This window comes from Oryzibacillus soli, assembly GCF_051594765.1.
Taxonomy (GTDB): domain Bacteria; phylum Bacillota; class Bacilli; order Paenibacillales; family NBRC-103111; genus Paenibacillus_AR.
Genome location: NZ_JBPPGJ010000031.1, coordinates 15,785 through 30,676, shown reverse-complemented (window position 1 = coordinate 30,676; position 14,892 = coordinate 15,785). Strand labels below are relative to the sequence as shown.

General features: G+C 56.5%; 20 protein-coding genes and 16 tRNA genes. 30 read left to right on the top strand and 6 right to left on the bottom strand.

Translation table 11 applies throughout. From position 1 onward, the window contains the following. The first annotated feature begins 67 nt into the window (after positions 1-67). From ACSEXW_RS27030 to ACSEXW_RS26955, 16 genes are all read left to right on the top strand, one after another. Positions 68-143, top strand: a tRNA-Asn gene (locus tag ACSEXW_RS27030). A 3-nt stretch (positions 144-146) separates the two neighbouring features. Then, positions 147-238: transfer RNA gene (locus tag ACSEXW_RS27025), tRNA-Ser, on the top strand. 7 nt (positions 239-245) lie between these two features. Next, a tRNA-Glu gene (locus ACSEXW_RS27020) sits at positions 246-317 on the top strand. An 11-nt stretch (positions 318-328) separates the two neighbouring features. Beyond that, positions 329-404 (top strand) — tRNA-Val (locus ACSEXW_RS27015). Between the two features lie 16 nt (positions 405-420). Then, positions 421-494: transfer RNA gene (locus ACSEXW_RS27010), tRNA-Met, on the top strand. A 33-nt stretch (positions 495-527) separates the two neighbouring features. Continuing rightward, positions 528-604 (top strand) — tRNA-Asp (locus ACSEXW_RS27005). A gap of 18 nt (positions 605-622) precedes the next feature. Continuing rightward, positions 623-698, top strand: a tRNA-Phe gene (locus ACSEXW_RS27000). A 10-nt stretch (positions 699-708) separates the two neighbouring features. Next, positions 709-784, top strand: a tRNA-Thr gene (locus ACSEXW_RS26995). Between the two features lie 39 nt (positions 785-823). Then, positions 824-909, top strand: a tRNA-Tyr gene (locus ACSEXW_RS26990). Positions 910-927: 18 nt separating this feature from the next. Beyond that, positions 928-1,001: transfer RNA gene (locus ACSEXW_RS26985), tRNA-Trp, on the top strand. A gap of 14 nt (positions 1,002-1,015) precedes the next feature. Next, positions 1,016-1,091 (top strand) — tRNA-His (locus ACSEXW_RS26980). 20 nt (positions 1,092-1,111) lie between these two features. Continuing rightward, positions 1,112-1,186: transfer RNA gene (locus tag ACSEXW_RS26975), tRNA-Gln, on the top strand. A gap of 7 nt (positions 1,187-1,193) precedes the next feature. Further along, a tRNA-Gly gene (locus ACSEXW_RS26970) sits at positions 1,194-1,268 on the top strand. A 6-nt stretch (positions 1,269-1,274) separates the two neighbouring features. Continuing rightward, positions 1,275-1,345: transfer RNA gene (locus tag ACSEXW_RS26965), tRNA-Cys, on the top strand. A 7-nt stretch (positions 1,346-1,352) separates the two neighbouring features. Further along, positions 1,353-1,426, top strand: a tRNA-Arg gene (locus ACSEXW_RS26960). A gap of 9 nt (positions 1,427-1,435) precedes the next feature. Beyond that, positions 1,436-1,514 (top strand) — tRNA-Leu (locus tag ACSEXW_RS26955). 326 nt (positions 1,515-1,840) lie between these two features. On the opposite strand, the gene ACSEXW_RS26950 is transcribed toward ACSEXW_RS26955, so the two are convergent. Continuing rightward, a complete protein-coding gene (locus ACSEXW_RS26950) occupies positions 1,841-2,548 on the bottom strand; it encodes a pirin family protein (RefSeq protein ID WP_438449289.1) in 708 nt (235 codons plus the stop codon). A gap of 132 nt (positions 2,549-2,680) precedes the next feature. Here ACSEXW_RS26950 and ACSEXW_RS26945 point away from each other — a divergent pair, with 132 nt between their 5' ends. The 9 genes from ACSEXW_RS26945 to mobA all read left to right on the top strand — a co-directional run bounded on the left by ACSEXW_RS26945 (position 2,681) and on the right by mobA (position 7,176). Continuing rightward, positions 2,681-2,992 carry a winged helix-turn-helix transcriptional regulator gene (locus ACSEXW_RS26945; RefSeq protein WP_438449288.1) on the top strand — a complete coding sequence of 104 codons (312 nt, stop codon included), beginning with the start codon at positions 2,681-2,683 and terminating at the stop codon, positions 2,990-2,992. A gap of 6 nt (positions 2,993-2,998) precedes the next feature. Next, on the top strand, positions 2,999-3,412 hold the full coding sequence (gene crcB / locus ACSEXW_RS26940) for a fluoride efflux transporter CrcB (protein ID WP_438449287.1): 414 nt from the start codon (positions 2,999-3,001) through the stop codon (positions 3,410-3,412). Next, positions 3,409-3,771 carry a fluoride efflux transporter FluC gene (locus tag ACSEXW_RS26935; protein ID WP_438449286.1) on the top strand — a complete coding sequence of 121 codons (363 nt, stop codon included), beginning with the start codon at positions 3,409-3,411 and terminating at the stop codon, positions 3,769-3,771. Before crcB ends, ACSEXW_RS26935 begins: the two co-directional genes overlap by 4 nt. 18 nt (positions 3,772-3,789) lie before the next feature. Then, positions 3,790-4,386, top strand: coding sequence for a histidine phosphatase family protein (locus tag ACSEXW_RS26930; protein ID WP_438449285.1), 597 nt, complete (start codon positions 3,790-3,792; stop codon positions 4,384-4,386). Between the two features lie 82 nt (positions 4,387-4,468). After that, complete coding sequence (locus tag ACSEXW_RS26925; RefSeq protein ID WP_438449284.1) at positions 4,469-5,131, top strand: MOSC domain-containing protein; 663 nt, start codon at positions 4,469-4,471, stop codon at positions 5,129-5,131. Between the two features lie 77 nt (positions 5,132-5,208). Continuing rightward, positions 5,209-5,439 (top strand): DUF2249 domain-containing protein, encoded by a 231-nt coding sequence (locus ACSEXW_RS26920; protein WP_438449283.1) that lies wholly within the window; start codon positions 5,209-5,211, stop codon positions 5,437-5,439. Positions 5,440-5,441: 2 nt separating this feature from the next. Then, positions 5,442-5,771 carry a hypothetical protein gene (locus ACSEXW_RS26915; protein ID WP_438449282.1) on the top strand — a complete coding sequence of 110 codons (330 nt, stop codon included), beginning with the start codon at positions 5,442-5,444 and terminating at the stop codon, positions 5,769-5,771. Between the two features lie 241 nt (positions 5,772-6,012). Next, positions 6,013-6,552, top strand: a complete 540-nt coding sequence (locus ACSEXW_RS26910; RefSeq protein WP_438449281.1) for a hemerythrin domain-containing protein — start codon at positions 6,013-6,015, stop codon at positions 6,550-6,552. 27 nt (positions 6,553-6,579) lie between these two features. Next, positions 6,580-7,176 carry a molybdenum cofactor guanylyltransferase gene (gene mobA / locus ACSEXW_RS26905; RefSeq protein WP_438449280.1) on the top strand — a complete coding sequence of 199 codons (597 nt, stop codon included), beginning with the start codon at positions 6,580-6,582 and terminating at the stop codon, positions 7,174-7,176. Positions 7,177-7,284: 108 nt separating this feature from the next. Here the strand turns inward: mobA and ACSEXW_RS26900 are convergent, their stop codons facing one another. Genes ACSEXW_RS26900 through ACSEXW_RS26890 form a run of 3 tightly spaced genes read right to left on the bottom strand, consistent with a single transcriptional unit; the run spans position 7,285 to position 9,701 of the window. Further along, entirely contained in the window at positions 7,285-7,440 is a 156-nt protein-coding gene (locus tag ACSEXW_RS26900) for a FeoB-associated Cys-rich membrane protein (RefSeq protein ID WP_438449279.1), read from the bottom strand. Between the two features lie 24 nt (positions 7,441-7,464). Next, on the bottom strand, positions 7,465-9,471 hold the full coding sequence (gene feoB, locus ACSEXW_RS26895; protein ID WP_438449278.1) for a ferrous iron transport protein B: 2,007 nt from the start codon (positions 9,469-9,471) through the stop codon (positions 7,465-7,467). Then, positions 9,468-9,701 carry a FeoA family protein gene (locus tag ACSEXW_RS26890; RefSeq protein WP_438449277.1) on the bottom strand — a complete coding sequence of 78 codons (234 nt, stop codon included), beginning with the start codon at positions 9,699-9,701 and terminating at the stop codon, positions 9,468-9,470. Before ACSEXW_RS26890 ends, feoB begins: the two co-directional genes overlap by 4 nt. Before the next feature lie 324 nt (positions 9,702-10,025). Here ACSEXW_RS26890 and ACSEXW_RS26885 point away from each other — a divergent pair, with 324 nt between their 5' ends. The 4 genes from ACSEXW_RS26885 (at position 10,026) to moaA (ending at position 13,193) form a co-directional block, all read left to right on the top strand. Next, positions 10,026-10,550 (top strand): hemerythrin domain-containing protein, encoded by a 525-nt coding sequence (locus ACSEXW_RS26885; protein WP_438449276.1) that lies wholly within the window; start codon positions 10,026-10,028, stop codon positions 10,548-10,550. 113 nt (positions 10,551-10,663) lie between these two features. Then, positions 10,664-11,788, top strand: a complete 1,125-nt coding sequence (thiO, locus tag ACSEXW_RS26880; RefSeq protein ID WP_438449275.1) for a glycine oxidase ThiO — start codon at positions 10,664-10,666, stop codon at positions 11,786-11,788. After that, the gene (lpdD, locus tag ACSEXW_RS26875) at positions 11,775-12,134 is read left to right on the top strand and encodes a prenylated flavin chaperone LpdD (protein ID WP_438449274.1); all 360 of its coding nucleotides are present in this window, start codon (positions 11,775-11,777) and stop codon (positions 12,132-12,134) included. The genes thiO and lpdD overlap by 14 nt, the downstream gene beginning before the upstream one ends. A 54-nt stretch (positions 12,135-12,188) precedes the next feature. Then, complete coding sequence (moaA, locus tag ACSEXW_RS26870; protein ID WP_438449273.1) at positions 12,189-13,193, top strand: GTP 3',8-cyclase MoaA; 1,005 nt, start codon at positions 12,189-12,191, stop codon at positions 13,191-13,193. Between the two features lie 46 nt (positions 13,194-13,239). On the opposite strand, the gene ACSEXW_RS26865 is transcribed toward moaA, so the two are convergent. Together ACSEXW_RS26865 and ACSEXW_RS26860 are read right to left on the bottom strand one after the other, a co-directional pair. Further along, positions 13,240-13,350, bottom strand: coding sequence for a YjcZ family sporulation protein (locus ACSEXW_RS26865; protein ID WP_438449272.1), 111 nt, complete (start codon positions 13,348-13,350; stop codon positions 13,240-13,242). Positions 13,351-13,438: 88 nt separating this feature from the next. Further along, a complete protein-coding gene (locus ACSEXW_RS26860; RefSeq protein ID WP_438449271.1) occupies positions 13,439-13,528 on the bottom strand; it encodes a YjcZ family sporulation protein in 90 nt (29 codons plus the stop codon). Between the two features lie 167 nt (positions 13,529-13,695). Here ACSEXW_RS26860 and ACSEXW_RS26855 point away from each other — a divergent pair, with 167 nt between their 5' ends. Then, on the top strand, positions 13,696-14,886 hold the full coding sequence (locus tag ACSEXW_RS26855; RefSeq protein ID WP_438449270.1) for a GNAT family N-acetyltransferase: 1,191 nt from the start codon (positions 13,696-13,698) through the stop codon (positions 14,884-14,886). Positions 14,887-14,892: the final 6 nt, after the last annotated feature.

The window sequence follows — 14,892 nt, the reverse complement described above, 5'->3', positions numbered from 1 at the left end:
TGGTTTTCGGAAGTTTCGCATCCGGTTTTCAGGGCGCAAGTCCTGAACTGCATAATAGTTGTTTTATTCCCTGATAGCTCAGTCGGTAGAGCACTCGACTGTTAATCGAGTTGTCGCAGGTTCGAGTCCTGCTCGGGGAGCCATACGGAGAGGTGTCCGAGTTGGTCGAAGGAGCACGATTGGAAATCGTGTAGGCGTCACAAGCGTCTCGAGGGTTCGAATCCCTCTCTCTCCGCCATTAGTATGGCCCGTTGGTCAAGGGGTTAAGACACCTCCCTTTCACGGAGGTAACAGGGGTTCGAATCCCCTACGGGTCATTTCAATTCCCGGGCGCTTAGCTCAGCCGGGAGAGCATCTGCCTTACAAGCAGAGGGTCGGCGGTTCGATCCCGTCAGCGCCCACCATATTTCTTCTTAACGACGCGGGGTGGAGCAGCCCGGTAGCTCGTCGGGCTCATAACCCGAAGGCCGCAGGTTCAAATCCTGCCCCCGCAATAGCAAGCCTCCCGCAGCAATGCGGGACATCGCGGAGCCGTGGTGTAGAGGCCTAACATGCCTGCCTGTCACGCAGGAGACCGCGGGTTCGAATCCCGTCGGCTCCGCCACTTTTATCCTTAATGTATGGCTCGGTAGCTCAGCTGGTAGAGCAGAGGACTGAAAATCCTCGTGTCGGCGGTTCGATTCCGTCCCGAGCCACCATATCTTTTATGCCGGCTTAGCTCAATTGGTAGAGCAACTGACTTGTAATCAGTAGGTTGGGGGTTCAAGTCCTCTAGCCGGCACCATTTCACTTTATCCTTGATAAGGTGGAGCTGTAGTAATGTGGAGGGCTAGCGAAGTGGCCAAACGCAGCAGACTGTAAATCTGTTCTCTGACGAGTTCGGTGGTTCGAATCCATCGCCCTCCACCATTTTACTGCAATATCTATAGGGGCATAGTTTAAAGGTAGAACAGCGGTCTCCAAAACCGTTAGTGTGGGTTCAATTCCTGCTGCCCCTGCCAATCAATTTCATATGGCGGTCGTGGCGAAGGGGTTAACGCATCGGATTGTGGCTCCGACACTCGTGGGTTCAAGTCCCATCGATCGCCCCATTTCTTTTCTAACCTGTTGTTGGGGATTAGCCAAGCGGTAAGGCAACGGACTTTGACTCCGTCATGCCTAGGTTCGAATCCTAGATCCCCAGCCATTTATATGCGGACGTGGCTCAGTGGTAGAGCATCGCCTTGCCAAGGCGAGGGTCGAGGGTTCGAATCCCTTCGTCCGCTCCATATTAAGGCGCCATAGCCAAGAGGTAAGGCAGAGCTCTGCAAAAGCTTTACCCCCAGTTCGAATCTGGGTGGCGCCTCTCTTATGCACCCTTAGCTCAGCTGGATAGAGCGTTTGACTACGAATCAAAAGGTCAGGAGTTCGAATCTCTTAGGGTGCGTTTTCTTTTGCCGGTGTGGCGGAATGGCAGACGCGCGCGACTCAAAATCGTGAGGGAAACCGTGGGGGTTCGAGTCCCTTCACCGGCACTAAACCATAACATGCTCTCCCTAGTGGAGCAGCATGTTTTTTTGCTATATAACAAGGACAATTTGTGAACCTATGATACTTCTCACAGATTTAATTCCAAAAAATTGCTTTTATTAGATAGATATAGAGAAGAATGGAGTGGAGCTTTATGTTAGCAAGTGTAATATTGTGGGCAGTTGCTGTTTGTGCCGTTCGTATGTATGGCCACCGCTTGGCGGCTCGTCACCGGATATCCGGTGAAGCCTGTTCCAATGGGTTCATCCAGCTGCCATAGCCGATACATAGAGAAGCTGCCGGTAAGACCGGCAGCTTCTGAAATACGGCATCACGCATCCGTCATATCGATCAAAAGCAGGTGAGCGTGCTCCGATGCAGCAACCTGGAGCTGAGTGATATCCGTGATTCGAGCAGCGTCACCCGCCTTCAGGGTATGCTCGCCGTTCAGCTTTACGGTCCCGTCAATGAGGAACAAATGAACTTTGTTTCCGGCTGCGATTCCATAATCCAGCACATGGCCGGGCTCCAGCACGGTAGCCAGGAATCGGGCATCCTGATGGATCTCCAGGGTATCCGGCAGATCGCCGCCCGAGATAAGCGGGGTCCATTGGTTGGGGCGGTTCAGGACTTCCACCGGCTTTTGTTCCCAGGAAGGCGTTAAGTTTCTGGCCCGCGGCATAATCCAGATCTGGAGGAAATGTACCGGCTCCTTATCGGATGCATTGTACTCGGAGTGCAAAATGCCAGTTCCGGCGGTCATCCGTTGGATTTCGCCCTTCCGGATGATTCCCTTATTGCCCATGCTGTCCTGATGCTCAAGGGCCCCTTCGATGACGTAGGTTACAATCTCCATGTCCCGATGGGGATGTGTGCCGAAGCCTCCTGCCGGCTGAACGATGTCATCATTGAAGACACGGAGATGGCCGAAGCTCATATTGGCCGGATCCCGATATTCGGCGAAGGAGAAGCTGAAGCGGCTTCGGAGCCAGCCATGGTCAGCGGTGAAGCGGTCGGATGACGGAATGATTCGAATCATAAATGAGCCCTCCTTTTGAATGTTGTTGATATTGGCTATAATTAAATTAGTTACTATCTAATATGTATGTTAGACAATTCGCTTACTTTTGTCAAGTGACTATGGTAAAATACAATTAAGGAGATGATGAAGATGGCTGATCATACGCTATGTCCCAAATTTGAAGCTGCCTTCGAGCTGTTAGGGAAACGTTGGACAGGTCTGATTATTCAAGTTCTTCTTAGCGGTCCCAAGCGGTTTAAGGATATCTCGGACGTGATCTCAGGCATGAGCGACCGTATGCTGTCGGAGCGCTTCAAGGAGCTGGAGGCCGCCGGTATTATTATTCGCCATGTATACCCGGAAACACCCGTACGGATCGAATATGATTTGACCGAGAAAGGCAAAGCGCTGCAGTCCGTCATGGCGGAGGTCCAAAAATGGGCCGAGCAGTGGGCGCACTAAACGGCTATGGTTTACCTTATCGTCGGATTAGCCGGGATCTGTGGAGCGCTTCTTCGCTATGGCATCGGTCTCGGCGTAGCCCGGGAGGGGTTATCCTCCATATGGGCAACCCTGCCGATTAACCTGCTCGGAAGCTTCGTTCTGGCCGGCTTCCTCTGTTATGCCGAGTCTGCGGGCAGCAGACTGCACCCTTGGGTCAAAGCAGGATTCGGCACCGGCTTCCTCGGTGCGTTCACCACCTTTTCTACGTTCAGTATGGAGACGGTTCGGCTGCTGACGGCAGGGCAGGCAGGGTACGCGGTCCTGTACGTCCTAGCGAGCTTGTGGGGCGGTCTGGCTGCTGCTTGGCTGGGGTGGAAGGCCGTCAGCCGGAGCCGGCTAGCCGGTACGAAGACAGTGGAAGGCGGTGGCCGGGCATGAATCCTGTGATTCTGGTTGCCGCGGGTGGGTTCCTAGGAGCTGTCGCCCGTTTCGGAGTTTCGCAGTTTGCAGCGGCCAGGTGGCGTACGGCTATTCCTTACGGCACCCTTTTCGTAAATTTGACGGGCTCCTTTCTGTTGGGGTGGATCTGGGCTTGGGGGCAGGCGGAGATGACCCTGCTGCTGGGCACCGGCTTCATGGGAGCGTTCACGACCTTCTCCACCTTCAAAACGGAAGGCCTCCGGATGTGGAAAGGGAAGTCATACAAAGCATTAAACATCTATTACGCCATCACGTACACCTGCGGGATCTGCTTGGCATATGCCGGGTACGGACTGGGTCACTGGTGGGCATCCTAATCGGGGGACCTTACGGACATGACGACCATCGGATTGATAAGACACGGCATTACGGACTGGAATCAGGAAGGCCGCATGCAAGGTCGCAACGATATTCCGCTTAACGATGAAGGACGCAGACAAGCGGAGCTGCTTGGCAGACGTATGGCCGGAGAAACCTGGGACGCCGTCTATTCGAGCGACCTCTCCCGGGCAAAGGAAACGGCGGAGATCATCGTCAAGCATATGGGGACCACGTTGAACGGCTTGGACTCCCGACTTGCGGAGCGAGGGTTCGGCCAGCTGGAGGGCACGACGGAGCAGGACCGTTTGAAGCGCTGGGGGGAAGCCTGGAGAACCCTGGATCTAGGCGCCGAGAACAAGGGCGAGGTGGTCAAGCGGACTTTGGCTTTCCTGGACGAGCTGCACCAGAAACATCCGGAGCAGCGTATTCTGATCGTTTCCCATGGCGCGGTTATCGGTTCCCTGCTGGAAACGCTGTTCCCGGAATTCGGCTATATCGGGCTGAAGAATACCTGCGTGAATATCCTGAAGCGGCAGGAAAAGGGTTCGAAGTGGACCTGCCTGCTCCATAATTGCGTCAAGCATCTGGAACCGGATGCGACCAAGTCCTGAATGACACGCCGGCCGGCAGCACGGGCCGGTGTTTTTTTTGGTAGAATAGAAAGATGAAGGATCATGAGAGGAGAGTGGGAACATGTCCCATACCGAATATGCAGCTGTAGTTTCCCTGCAAGCCGGCAAGCCGAAGATCTACAGCTATGAAGGTAGGAGCTGGACCACAGCCCTGTTCAAAGAGCCGTTGGAGGGGGCGGCCATGCTGGGGAATCTGGGCTTCGAGACAGACGGCCAGGCGGATCTGGAGCATCACGGAGGACCGGATAAAGCGGTCTGCGTATACTGCAGCGAGCATTATCCGTATTGGCAGAGCGTTCTTGGGCGTGAACTCCCGCAGGGAGCCTTCGGGGAGAACGTGACATTGTCAGGGTGGACGGAGAAGGAGGTATGCATCGGGGATACCTTCCGCTTAGGGGAGGCTCTCGTAGAGCTTAGCCAGCCGCGGCAGCCCTGCTATAAGCTCGGATACCGCTACGAGCGTCCGGATATGCCTCTCTTGGTCCAGCAGGCCGGTTATACCGGCTGGTACTTCCGCGTGCTTCAGGAAGGCCTTGTGGGGCCTGGAGACCGCTTGGAGCGCGTTAAGCGTTCCCCTTATGGGATTACGGTGGCGGAAGCCAACCGGATCATGTATGGCGAGAAGGAGGGCAACGCCCTAACGGCCCAATTGCTGAACGTACCGGAGCTCTCCGCAAGCTGGAGGAATATGCTGCAAAAGCGGATGACACAAAAGGATCTGTGATGTATCTCACTATGGGCACATGCGCCACCTCTTATAATCGACCTTGTAAGAACAAGAGATTGGGAGGAGAATGGACCATGAGTGAGTTTAAAGCAACGGTTAATGCGACGGAATATCCCCCGCAGTTGAAGCATAAGGTCATCTTCGAAACCTTCGACGGCTTGGCCAGCGGCGAAGCCATGCTGCTGGTGAACGATCATGATCCCCGGCCTCTCCGGTTCCAGTTCGAGGATATGCGCAACGGGCTCTATTCCTGGGAGTACCTGGAGCAAGGTCCCATGTTCCGCGTGAAGATCGGTAGGGTGTAAGCATGGCGGACATTCGCATTCTGGATGAGAAGACGATCCGCATATCGGTGGGATTGGAGGACGCTCTGTCGATGATCCGGGAGGCCGAATCCGATCTCCAGCGGTACGCGCAAGAGATTGTGACCATTGCGGATAAAATGCCGGTATTCGAATACACCAGCTTCTGTTTCTATGCGTACGACAGCGCAGCCCTCTTCGAGAAGATGCTGGGTATGGACCCCCGGGTATACACCTCCTTCTCGCTGGACGCTCCGGATGCTTTCTTCTATGCGCTGTATGGAGGAATGTCGGCACTCAAAAGCAAGGCCGTGGCCTTGCTGAAGGCGGCATAAGTGGATGCTGACGGATATGAGGTCTTGCGCAAACAGCCCAATGGGCTGTTTTGTCGTATTTTTGAGCATTATTGAGGGTGTGACGTTTGTAACATCTTAATAGAGACTCTGGCGTTATCATGGAATTAAGGTAGAAAATCATGTTCTTAATTCCAGGCTTTCGATAAAAAGCTTTTATTGACAAGCAGTCGTTCCAGGAACGAGAAAGCTTTGGAAGAAGGCCCTCGGGAGGTGCTTGAATATGTCCCGCTTGAAAGGTTTTGCGGCTTATGACAGCGTATCGCCGGCCCCCGCTCTGGCGCCTGCCCTTCAACTGCTGTGTAAGGAGCACTCCAAGCTGCGCAAGGGGATGGAGGAGGTCTGGCTGTTCGCAGCCAAAACGTCCGTCCGCAGCCGAAGCTTCATCGAGGAATGGCTCGCCAGAGAACGCAAGCTCCGCCACGCCTGGAGCATCCACATCCATAAGGAAGAACGGATCCTCCTCGCTGCCTTGTCCAAGTACGTGGACAGCGACCGGGGACCGCTTGCCGTAATGAAGTATGAACATGAGCGTCTGGATGCACTCTTCGACGAATGGGAGGAGCAGATCGCCATCCTGATCCAGGATCCGTCCAACGAAGAGGTGTACCAGCAGGCGTTGGCCAAGTTCCGGAGCGCTTGTCAGCTGAAGGCCGACCATTGCTATAAGGAAGAGAAGGCCATCTATGCCTTGGCTCAGACCCTTCTGACGGAGGCGGAGAAGGCGTTCCTCCTCCAGCAGATCCGCAAGATCAAATCTTAACCGACAGGTTCGAAAAGGTGGGGAGTTATGATTACGGGAGCCATACTGGCCGGCGGCCAGAACCGGAGAATGGAAGGGAAGATGAAGGCCCTTCTTCCTTTTGCCGGAGAATTGTTGATTGAGCGTCAGATCGCCCAGATGAAGACGGTTTGCGAAGAAATTATTGTTGTGACCAATCAGCCGAGTCTGTTCTTGCCGGTATTGGATCGGTCCATACGGATCATTACGGATTACTTCCCCAGCAAAGGTCCCCTGTCCGGCATGCATGCGGCGCTGTCCTTAGCCCGCCATCCGGATGTCTGGATCGTCGGTTGCGACATGCCGTTCATCTCCGCGGAGGCGGCACAAGTGCTGCTCGAGCAGAAGAGATCCGTCAAATGCGATGCGTCGGTTCCGGTGATCGACGGGCGTACCCACCCCCTGCACGGTATTTACTCCAAGAGCTGTGCGGATGCCATATCCGCTCTGCTGCTGGCCGGGGAGTATCGGGTAATGGAGATGCTGCGCATGATCTATTGGCAGGAGGCGGCGGAAGCCCTCTTCACCGAGAGAGGGATTGATCTTGCTTTCGTGACGAATGTGAATAATCCCGAGGAATACGATATGGCTTTGAAGAACGCCTAAGAAGCAGTCCCGAGCAACCGGGACTGCTTTCTTCGTGTTTGCTGATCCCATGAAAAAAGGCTTGCAGCCGGTTCAAGGAGAAACGGCGCAAGCCTATCTGTAAGGCGATTATTTAGCGGATGGGGGGAGGCAGGAAGCGGACTCGCAGCTTTTTTTGGCGGCGCAGGCGGCGCACTTGCCTTCTTTGCTGCGCTTGATATGGCGAAACAGGGTCCAGCCTGCATAAGCGAAGATGGCGGCTAAGACCAGCACATTGGCGATCATGCGATGCACCTTCTTCCCGATGAATTAGAATCCGAGCAGCTTACCGCCTTGGTAGATGATCAAGCAGATGATATAGGCGATCACCAGGCTGTAGCCGATGGAGAACCAGGTCCACTTGGAGGACATGGTTTCTTTCTTGATGGTGCCGACCGTTGCAAGACAAGGCACGTACAGCAGAACGAAAGCCATGAAGCTGTAAGCCTGCAAAGGCGTGAACACTTGGCTCAGGATGCCGTTGAAGGCTGCATCATCCGGTGCTGCGTAGATAATGTTCATCGCGGAGACGACGACCTCCTTGGCCAGGAAGCCGACCAAGAGGGAGGAGCCCGCTTCCCATGTGCCGAAGCCGATGGGAGCCAGAAGCGGCGCAATACCGCGGCCGATGTAGGAGAGGAAGCTGTCGTTCATCTCCACTCCGAACCCGCCAGGACCCATGTAGCCAAGCAGCCAGATGGCGACGGATCCGCCGAAGATCATGGTTCCGGCTTTCTTGACGAAGCCCTTGCCCTTCTCCCAGGTGTTACGGAACAATGCCTGGAATTGGGGAACCCGGTAAGGGGGAAGCTCGACGATGAACATGGACTCCTCGTGCCGAAGCAGGGTCTTGGTGAACAGCTTGGCTAGCGCAAGCGCTACGACGATGCCCAAGACGTACAGGGAGAGGACAACCAAGGCTTGCTGGCCTACGAAGAAGGCCGCTACGAAGACGCTGTATACTGGCAGACGGGCGGAGCAGGACATAAGCGGCAGGAGCAAGGTGGTCAGAAGCCGCTCCCGGGGCTGTTCGATGGTCCGCGCGGCCATAACGCCGGGGACGTTGCAGCCGAAGCCGATAATCATCGGAATGAAGGCTTTGCCGTTCAAGCCCACCGCCTCCATCACCTTGTCCATGACCATGGTGACCCGGGCCATATAACCGGAATCCTCGATGAAGGATATGACGAGGAATAGGATGAAGATCTGCGGGACGAAGACCAGAACGCCGCCTACGCCGGCGACGATGCCGTCAATGACCAAAGCATGCAGCAGGTCGGAGGCGTTGATGGCATCCAGAGCCGTGGTTAACCAGTCGGTCAGCGGACCGGTCAGGAAGCCGTCCAGCAAATCCGACAGCGGCGTACCCAGCCAATCGAAGGTCAGCTTGAAGGTCAGGTACATAAAAGCGAGGAATATCGGCAGTCCCAGCACCTTGTTCGTCACCAGACGATCGACACGGTCGGTGAAGGTGATGCCGCTGCGCTTCGTCTTCAGCACGGACTTCTTGATCAGGGCTCCGATAAATCCGGAGCGAACATGACGAATATATGTTGTGATGGATTTCACATGATATTGTAGTAATACGGCGTTTTCGGTCTCTTGGGCAAGCTGTTGGAGAGGCTCATATTCCGATTCGGCCTTCAAGAGCTCCTGCACCACCGGATTCTGCTCCAAGAGCTGCAGTCCCAGCCAACGCTTCGGGATGCCCGGCTTCGCAGGCAGGAGGGGTTCCATCTTCTTCAGTGCCTCTTCGATGGCAGGACCGTAATCCAGTACGATCGGCCGGCGGGTACGCTCCGCTGTGGAAGCCAGCTTGGAGGAGAGCTCCGAGCAGCCTTTGCCGGTACGGGCCACAATGGGGAAGACAGGCACCTGCATGAGCTCGGCGAGCTTGCGCTCATCGATCAGCTGGCCCCTTCCGGCTGCAACGTCGGTCATATTGAGACCGATAACCATCGGGATCTCCAGCTCCAGAAGCTGCAGGGTCAGATACAGGTTGCGTTCCAATTGGGAGGCATCGACGATGTTCACGAGCAGGTCGCAGGGTTCGGTCAGGAGGAATTGGGAGGCAACACCCTCGTCTCTCGTGAGAGGAGAGGTGGAGTATATGCCGGGAAGATCGATCAGGGTGCCCAGCTTGTTCTTGAGCTGGCCGACTTTTTTCTCAACCGTGACGCCTGCCCAGTTCCCCACGTATTCATAAGACCCCGTCAATACATTGAACAGCGAGGTTTTGCCGGTGTTAGGGTTCCCGACAAGCGCGGCTCGGATCATATCGCTTCCACCTCAATCCGGCTCGCATCCGATTTACGGAGGCCGATCAGCTGCCCGTTGTATTCGATGGCTACAGGACCTCCGAAGGGAAGCTTCTTCACGAGGACGATCTCCGCGCCTTCCATTACACCGAAGTCGATCAGCCGGCGGAATAGAATGGATCCCGCATTCTCGGCATTGGTGATCTTGGCTTTGGTACCCGTTATCAGTTGGGCAAGGGTAGTAGTCATAAGGATTTCTCCTTTATTGTGGATTCCGTTCAATGGGTGAGAATGATTATCAATCACGATGATACTACAATAGTAAGACCTATCGTATCGAAGCGTCAATAGTCTGCATTGAAGTGACATGATATGGACACATAACCATGATAAATGCCACAACTTCGCCAAAAAAGCAGGCTCTGTAATGTGATTTTTGTTACAGTTATATGGGCATTTCGGCGGGTATACTGATGCTATAAGTTATCGCCATATAAATAAAACTAATCACCAAAACCCATACTGTACTGCCAAACCTTGGACGGCGGACAACACTTAAAGGAGTGGATGAACATGATGCAGACCTTATCCCGTGAAGACCAAACCGTAGATACCTTGGACGTCTTGACCAGCGGCATCGATCAGTTGAAGGAAGAGCATGCGGAGTTGAAGAAGAAGATGGCGGATTTCTACGGCGCAGCCAAAATCATGGGTCGGGACCCTTCGGTCACGGACTGGAGCAATGCGATTAAGAGCCTGCACACGGACATCGTCTCCTTTATGGAAGAGATGGAGCAGCACTCCGTGTGGGAGGACCAGGTCCTGTTCCCGATGGTTCAAGAGTATACCGGCAAGGATATGGGGCCCGTAGCCGTAATGGAGCACGAACACGAGCTGGCGAAGATGAACGTGCAGCGGTTCCTGGAGAAATCCGAGTCCCTATCGGCAGCCGTTAGCCCGGAGCAGGCCCAGGAGGCGGCATCCTATCTGCTGCAGGCGTACGTGATCCTGACGGATCACTTCAAGAAGGAAGAGGAAGTGCTGTTCCCCTTGGCCGAACAGATGCTGACGGATATCGAGCAGTTCTTCTCCCTGTAAGATCATCATAGTGCGAAGCCACTGAGAACGTCTCCCAATCGGGTGGCGTTTTTTTGTTATTAGAGGTACTATCGTTAACAGAAGGATAGAGGGAGAAGGAGGCTTCATCGGCAATGAACGCTGCACATAAACAAGCGGATGTCATTATCATCGGCGCGGGGATCATCGGCTCCTCCATCGCCTATCACATGAGCAAGAAGGGAATCTCTTGTCTGGTCCTGGAACGGGGCGCCGCGGCGCAGGAAGCGACGGCTGCATCGGCGGGTATGCTGGGAGCCATGATGGAGACGGATGCGCCCGGTCCTCTCGTGGAGCTGGCCGTGGCCAGCCAGGCCCGGTACCGGAAGCTGGCGGAGACCCTGTTCGAGGACAGCGGCGTGGACATCGAATATACGGAATGCGGTACGGTCGGAGTGGCTCGGGACGAGGCGGAGAAAGCGGCGCTGCTGCAAAAATGCAGCTTCGCCCGGGACTTCGGCCAGCGCGTGGACTGGATCGAAACCGGACGCCTCCTGGAGCTGGAGCCGGGCTTGTCTCCGGACCTCCTGGGCGGAGTCCATATCCCCGGAGACCATCAGGTGCAGAGCCCTAAGGTGGCGCTGGCCTTCCGGACGGCCGCCATACGGCTGGGCGCCCGGTTCCTGGAGCATACGCCGGTGCTGAGGCTTCTGACGGAGGGCCGGCGGGTGGCAGGTGTGGAAACCACAGACGGCAGCTTCTATGCGGACCATGTGGTGCTGGCTGGAGGCTCCTGGAGCCCCGGATTGTTAACCGGCCTGGGCATCGACCTGCCGGTCTATCCCGTGAAGGGACAATGCTACTCGGCCATTTTGCCGGAGGGCTTGAAGCATACGGTGTTCGCCTTAAAATGTTATCTGATGCCGAAGCGGGACGGCACCATTCTGGTGGGTGCCACCCAGGAAGAGGCCGGCTTCGACAAGAGTCCGACGGCACAAGGGATCGCTTATCTGCATGAGATCGCAGCATCGATGGTGCCCGCCATGAAGAAGGCTGTCTTCGTCCGGACCTGGACCGGCCTCCGACCGGGCAACCCTCAGCTGAAGCCTTTCCTTGGGCCGGTGGAAGGCCGGGAGGGTCTGCTGCTGGCCACCGGACACTTCCGGAAGGGCACGCTGCTGGCGCCTATTACCGGGGAAATGCTGACTTCTATGGTGACCGGAGAGGCGCTGCCGCTGGATCCGTCCCCGTTCACGCTGCGCGGCCATGGTCTCCAATAACCCGTACCGGCTGGAGGTCCGGACCATTCCGCAGGGGCATGACTATGTATGGCTCGTAACCGGCGGAGAAGCTCACGTCGGAGCCGTCGCCGTCGCCTATTGGCATAATGATGAGCTCATCTCCCATGTGCATGGCGTGCCCGGGCACCGGGAAGCCGAGCTGGCGCTGGAGCTGGCAGAGCTTGCCGCCGGACGGCTGAAGGCGACGGTTACGGTGGCTGCGGGCATTCACATCGACCGGGCCACCAAGGAAGAGATTGTCCACCTGGTCCAGGAGGTGCGGCGGCTGGCTCGCGAGGAGCTGGAGATCCTGGCGGAACAGCGGTTTTCGAGCAAAAAACGGTGACTTATGTCATAATAGGTTACACGGACGTCACGCAGCACACGAGGAGGGGACGTTATGCGCGAGAAGCTGGTGGACCGTTTCAACCGGATCCATGATTACTTACGAATATCCGTAACCGATAAATGCAATCTGCGGTGCGTCTACTGCATGCCGGAGGAGGGCATGGAATTCGAGCCCGACGAACGGCTGCTTTCCTTCGGGGAGATCGCGGAGGTCGTGCGCGTGCTGGCCGGCATGGGAGTCCGGAAGCTGCGGCTGACCGGCGGAGAGCCGATGCTCCGCAAGGATCTGGACCGTCTGGTGGCCATGCTGTCAGCGATTCCGGGCATCGAGGACATTGCGCTTACGACCAACGGCATCTTCTTCGCTCCGAAGGCGGAGAAGCTGAAAGCAGCGGGCTTGACCCGCGTCAACATCAGCTTGGACAGCCTGAGGGCGGACCGGTTTGCGCTTATTACGCGGGGCGGGGATATCAAGAAGGTGCTGGCGGCGGTCGATGCCGCCCTCCGGGTCGGTCTGGATCCCATCAAGCTCAACGTGGTGCTGATGAAGGGGATCAACGACGACGAGATCGAGGACTTCCTCGCCATGACCTTCGACCGGAAGCTGAACATCCGCTTCATCGAATATATGCCCATCGGGCATGACGACGAAGGCTGGAAAACCAAGTACTTGTCCCTCAACACCGTGTTCGAGCGTGCGGCAAGCAGGGGCTGGGAGGTGGAGCCGGCCTCCGGCATTACGGGCAACGGCCCGGCGGAGAATCACCGCTTGAAGGGGGCCCAAGGCACCTTCGGGCTCATTCATCCGGTGAGCGACCATTTCTGCGAGACCTGCAACCGGCTGCGATTGACGGCAGACGGCAACGTCAAGCCCTGCCTCTATTGGTCCGACGAGTTCAACGTCCGGTCCCGGATCGGAGACGACCAGGCGGTCCGAGACCTGTTCTTCCGGGCGCTCGACATTAAGCCGGAGAACCACGAGATGGCCCTTGCGCTGGACTCGGCGAATCAATCCCATACTCCCACGGTCCGGCGCATGTCCCAGATCGGCGGCTGAAAAACCCCTCCGTAAATCGGAGGGGTTTTCTTTGTGGAGAGTTCTCTTAGACCACCCAAGCACGGAGGATGATAACCAGCAGGATGAAGAGAACAAGAACGATGCCAATTCCGCCGTAGCCACCGCCAACAGGGCCGCAACCAGCTGCATATGCCATTATGATTCACCCCCTATTCGAGTGGTTGGCCAAGACCGCTTGACAGCGGTCCGGGCCGGGGTGTTCGTTCCGAGAGGATCATCGGGTCTTACAGACCGAGAACCGGCCGGGACACGATCACCAGGAGAATGAAGAGTACGAGGACAATACCGATGGAGTAACCTGCAACGGATGACATTGTGACTTCCCCCTTTCCAGTCGGAATAATACAGAATATGAAGGTGAGCGGCAGGCGGATTGGACCATAGCCCGGTTCAGCGGGAGTTTTTAAGGAAAATGTTGGAACAGGGTGCGAGCTCGGCCTATAATGAAAGGAGACGTATGGACAAAAGAGGAGGATGCCAAATGGATGTGCGGATCCGCAAGCTGAAGGCGGAAGAGATGAAGGACAGCTTGAAGCTGTCCCAATTCGCCTTTCAATACGAGCTTAGTCCCGAGGAGGAGAAGGATCGGCTGAACCGGCTCCGTCCGGAGGACTCCTGGGGAGCATTCCTGGGCGAAGGAAGTCTGGCAGCGAAGCTGACTGTTCTGCCGCTTGCCGCCTACATAGGCGGACGTGAGGTCCCCATGGGCGGCATAGCGGGAGTTGCCACCTGGCCGGAGTACCGCCGGGAGGGGCTGGTGAAGCGGCTGCTCCAGCATGTCCTCGCCGCGATGAAGGAGCAGGGACAGACGATCTCGTTCCTCCATCCGTTCCAATTCGAGTTCTACCGCCGGTTCGGCTGGGAGACCTATACGGAGTACAAGACCTACGAGCTGGAGACGGTGCAGCTTCCCAAGTTCCCTGAGACGGGGGGAAGGATGGAGCGTTTGCCGGGGACGGAGCTCCTGAACGGAATCTATGCGTCCTACGCCCGCCGCTTCAACGGCACTCTGGTGCGCACGCCGGAATGGTGGGAATGGAACATCCGCAGCCTGAAGAACAAGAGCGGCCATTCTGCCGCGTATTATGGCCCGGACGGGACGCCGAAGGGCTACCTGCTGTACAAGGTCCGGGACCAGGTGCTGACGGTCAACGAGATGGTAGCGCTGGACGGCGAAGCCCGAAGGGCGCTCTGGAATTATATCGGGAATCATGATTCCATGGTCAAGAAGGTGGTCCTGCAAGCGGAAGCCGGAGACCGGCTGACCTCGCTCCTGAAGAATCCGCGGATCAAGCAGGAGACGGTGCCCTATTTTATGGCGCGGCTGGTGGATGTGAAGGCCTTCCTGGCGGAATACCGGTTTCAAGCCGGCAGCGGCGGATCGTTTCGTCTGGCGTTGACGGATCCATATGCTCCGTGGAATGAAGGATTATATGAGGTGGAAGTCGGGCGGGACGGGTCGGCGCAGGTGCATTATACCCCGGGGCCGGAGCCGGAGGTCCCTCCGGAAGGACTGGGATGCGGCGTCGGTATATTGACGGCTGTGCTGCTCGGCTACGAGAGCCCCCGCTTCTGGCAGGAAGCCGGGCGGCTGAACGGGGCCGCGGAGTGTGTGGATCAGCTGGAAGCGCTGCTGCCGCCGCGCAAAACCCATCTCTTCGATTTCTTCTGAGCGGGG

What these genes read in the sequence shown, in the direction of transcription:
- ACSEXW_RS26950 (WP_438449289.1), bottom strand. Translation starts at nt 2,548, where the DNA reads ATGATTCGAATCATTCCGTCATCCGACCGCTTCACCGCTGACCATGGC.
- ACSEXW_RS26945 (WP_438449288.1), top strand. Translation starts at nt 2,681, where the DNA reads ATGGCTGATCATACGCTATGTCCCAAATTTGAAGCTGCCTTCGAGCTG.
- crcB (WP_438449287.1), top strand. Translation starts at nt 2,999, where the DNA reads ATGGTTTACCTTATCGTCGGATTAGCCGGGATCTGTGGAGCGCTTCTT.
- ACSEXW_RS26935 (WP_438449286.1), top strand. Translation starts at nt 3,409, where the DNA reads ATGAATCCTGTGATTCTGGTTGCCGCGGGTGGGTTCCTAGGAGCTGTC.
- ACSEXW_RS26930 (WP_438449285.1), top strand. Translation starts at nt 3,790, where the DNA reads ATGACGACCATCGGATTGATAAGACACGGCATTACGGACTGGAATCAG.
- ACSEXW_RS26925 (WP_438449284.1), top strand. Translation starts at nt 4,469, where the DNA reads ATGTCCCATACCGAATATGCAGCTGTAGTTTCCCTGCAAGCCGGCAAG.
- ACSEXW_RS26920 (WP_438449283.1), top strand. Translation starts at nt 5,209, where the DNA reads ATGAGTGAGTTTAAAGCAACGGTTAATGCGACGGAATATCCCCCGCAG.
- ACSEXW_RS26915 (WP_438449282.1), top strand. Translation starts at nt 5,442, where the DNA reads ATGGCGGACATTCGCATTCTGGATGAGAAGACGATCCGCATATCGGTG.
- ACSEXW_RS26910 (WP_438449281.1), top strand. Translation starts at nt 6,013, where the DNA reads ATGTCCCGCTTGAAAGGTTTTGCGGCTTATGACAGCGTATCGCCGGCC.
- mobA (WP_438449280.1), top strand. Translation starts at nt 6,580, where the DNA reads ATGATTACGGGAGCCATACTGGCCGGCGGCCAGAACCGGAGAATGGAA.
- ACSEXW_RS26900 (WP_438449279.1), bottom strand. Translation starts at nt 7,440, where the DNA reads ATGATCGCCAATGTGCTGGTCTTAGCCGCCATCTTCGCTTATGCAGGC.
- feoB (WP_438449278.1), bottom strand. Translation starts at nt 9,471, where the DNA reads ATGATCCGAGCCGCGCTTGTCGGGAACCCTAACACCGGCAAAACCTCG.
- ACSEXW_RS26890 (WP_438449277.1), bottom strand. Translation starts at nt 9,701, where the DNA reads ATGACTACTACCCTTGCCCAACTGATAACGGGTACCAAAGCCAAGATC.
- ACSEXW_RS26885 (WP_438449276.1), top strand. Translation starts at nt 10,026, where the DNA reads ATGATGCAGACCTTATCCCGTGAAGACCAAACCGTAGATACCTTGGAC.
- thiO (WP_438449275.1), top strand. Translation starts at nt 10,664, where the DNA reads ATGAACGCTGCACATAAACAAGCGGATGTCATTATCATCGGCGCGGGG.
- lpdD (WP_438449274.1), top strand. Translation starts at nt 11,775, where the DNA reads ATGGTCTCCAATAACCCGTACCGGCTGGAGGTCCGGACCATTCCGCAG.
- moaA (WP_438449273.1), top strand. Translation starts at nt 12,189, where the DNA reads ATGCGCGAGAAGCTGGTGGACCGTTTCAACCGGATCCATGATTACTTA.
- ACSEXW_RS26865 (WP_438449272.1), bottom strand. Translation starts at nt 13,350, where the DNA reads ATGGCATATGCAGCTGGTTGCGGCCCTGTTGGCGGTGGCTACGGCGGA.
- ACSEXW_RS26860 (WP_438449271.1), bottom strand. Translation starts at nt 13,528, where the DNA reads ATGTCATCCGTTGCAGGTTACTCCATCGGTATTGTCCTCGTACTCTTC.
- ACSEXW_RS26855 (WP_438449270.1), top strand. Translation starts at nt 13,696, where the DNA reads ATGGATGTGCGGATCCGCAAGCTGAAGGCGGAAGAGATGAAGGACAGC.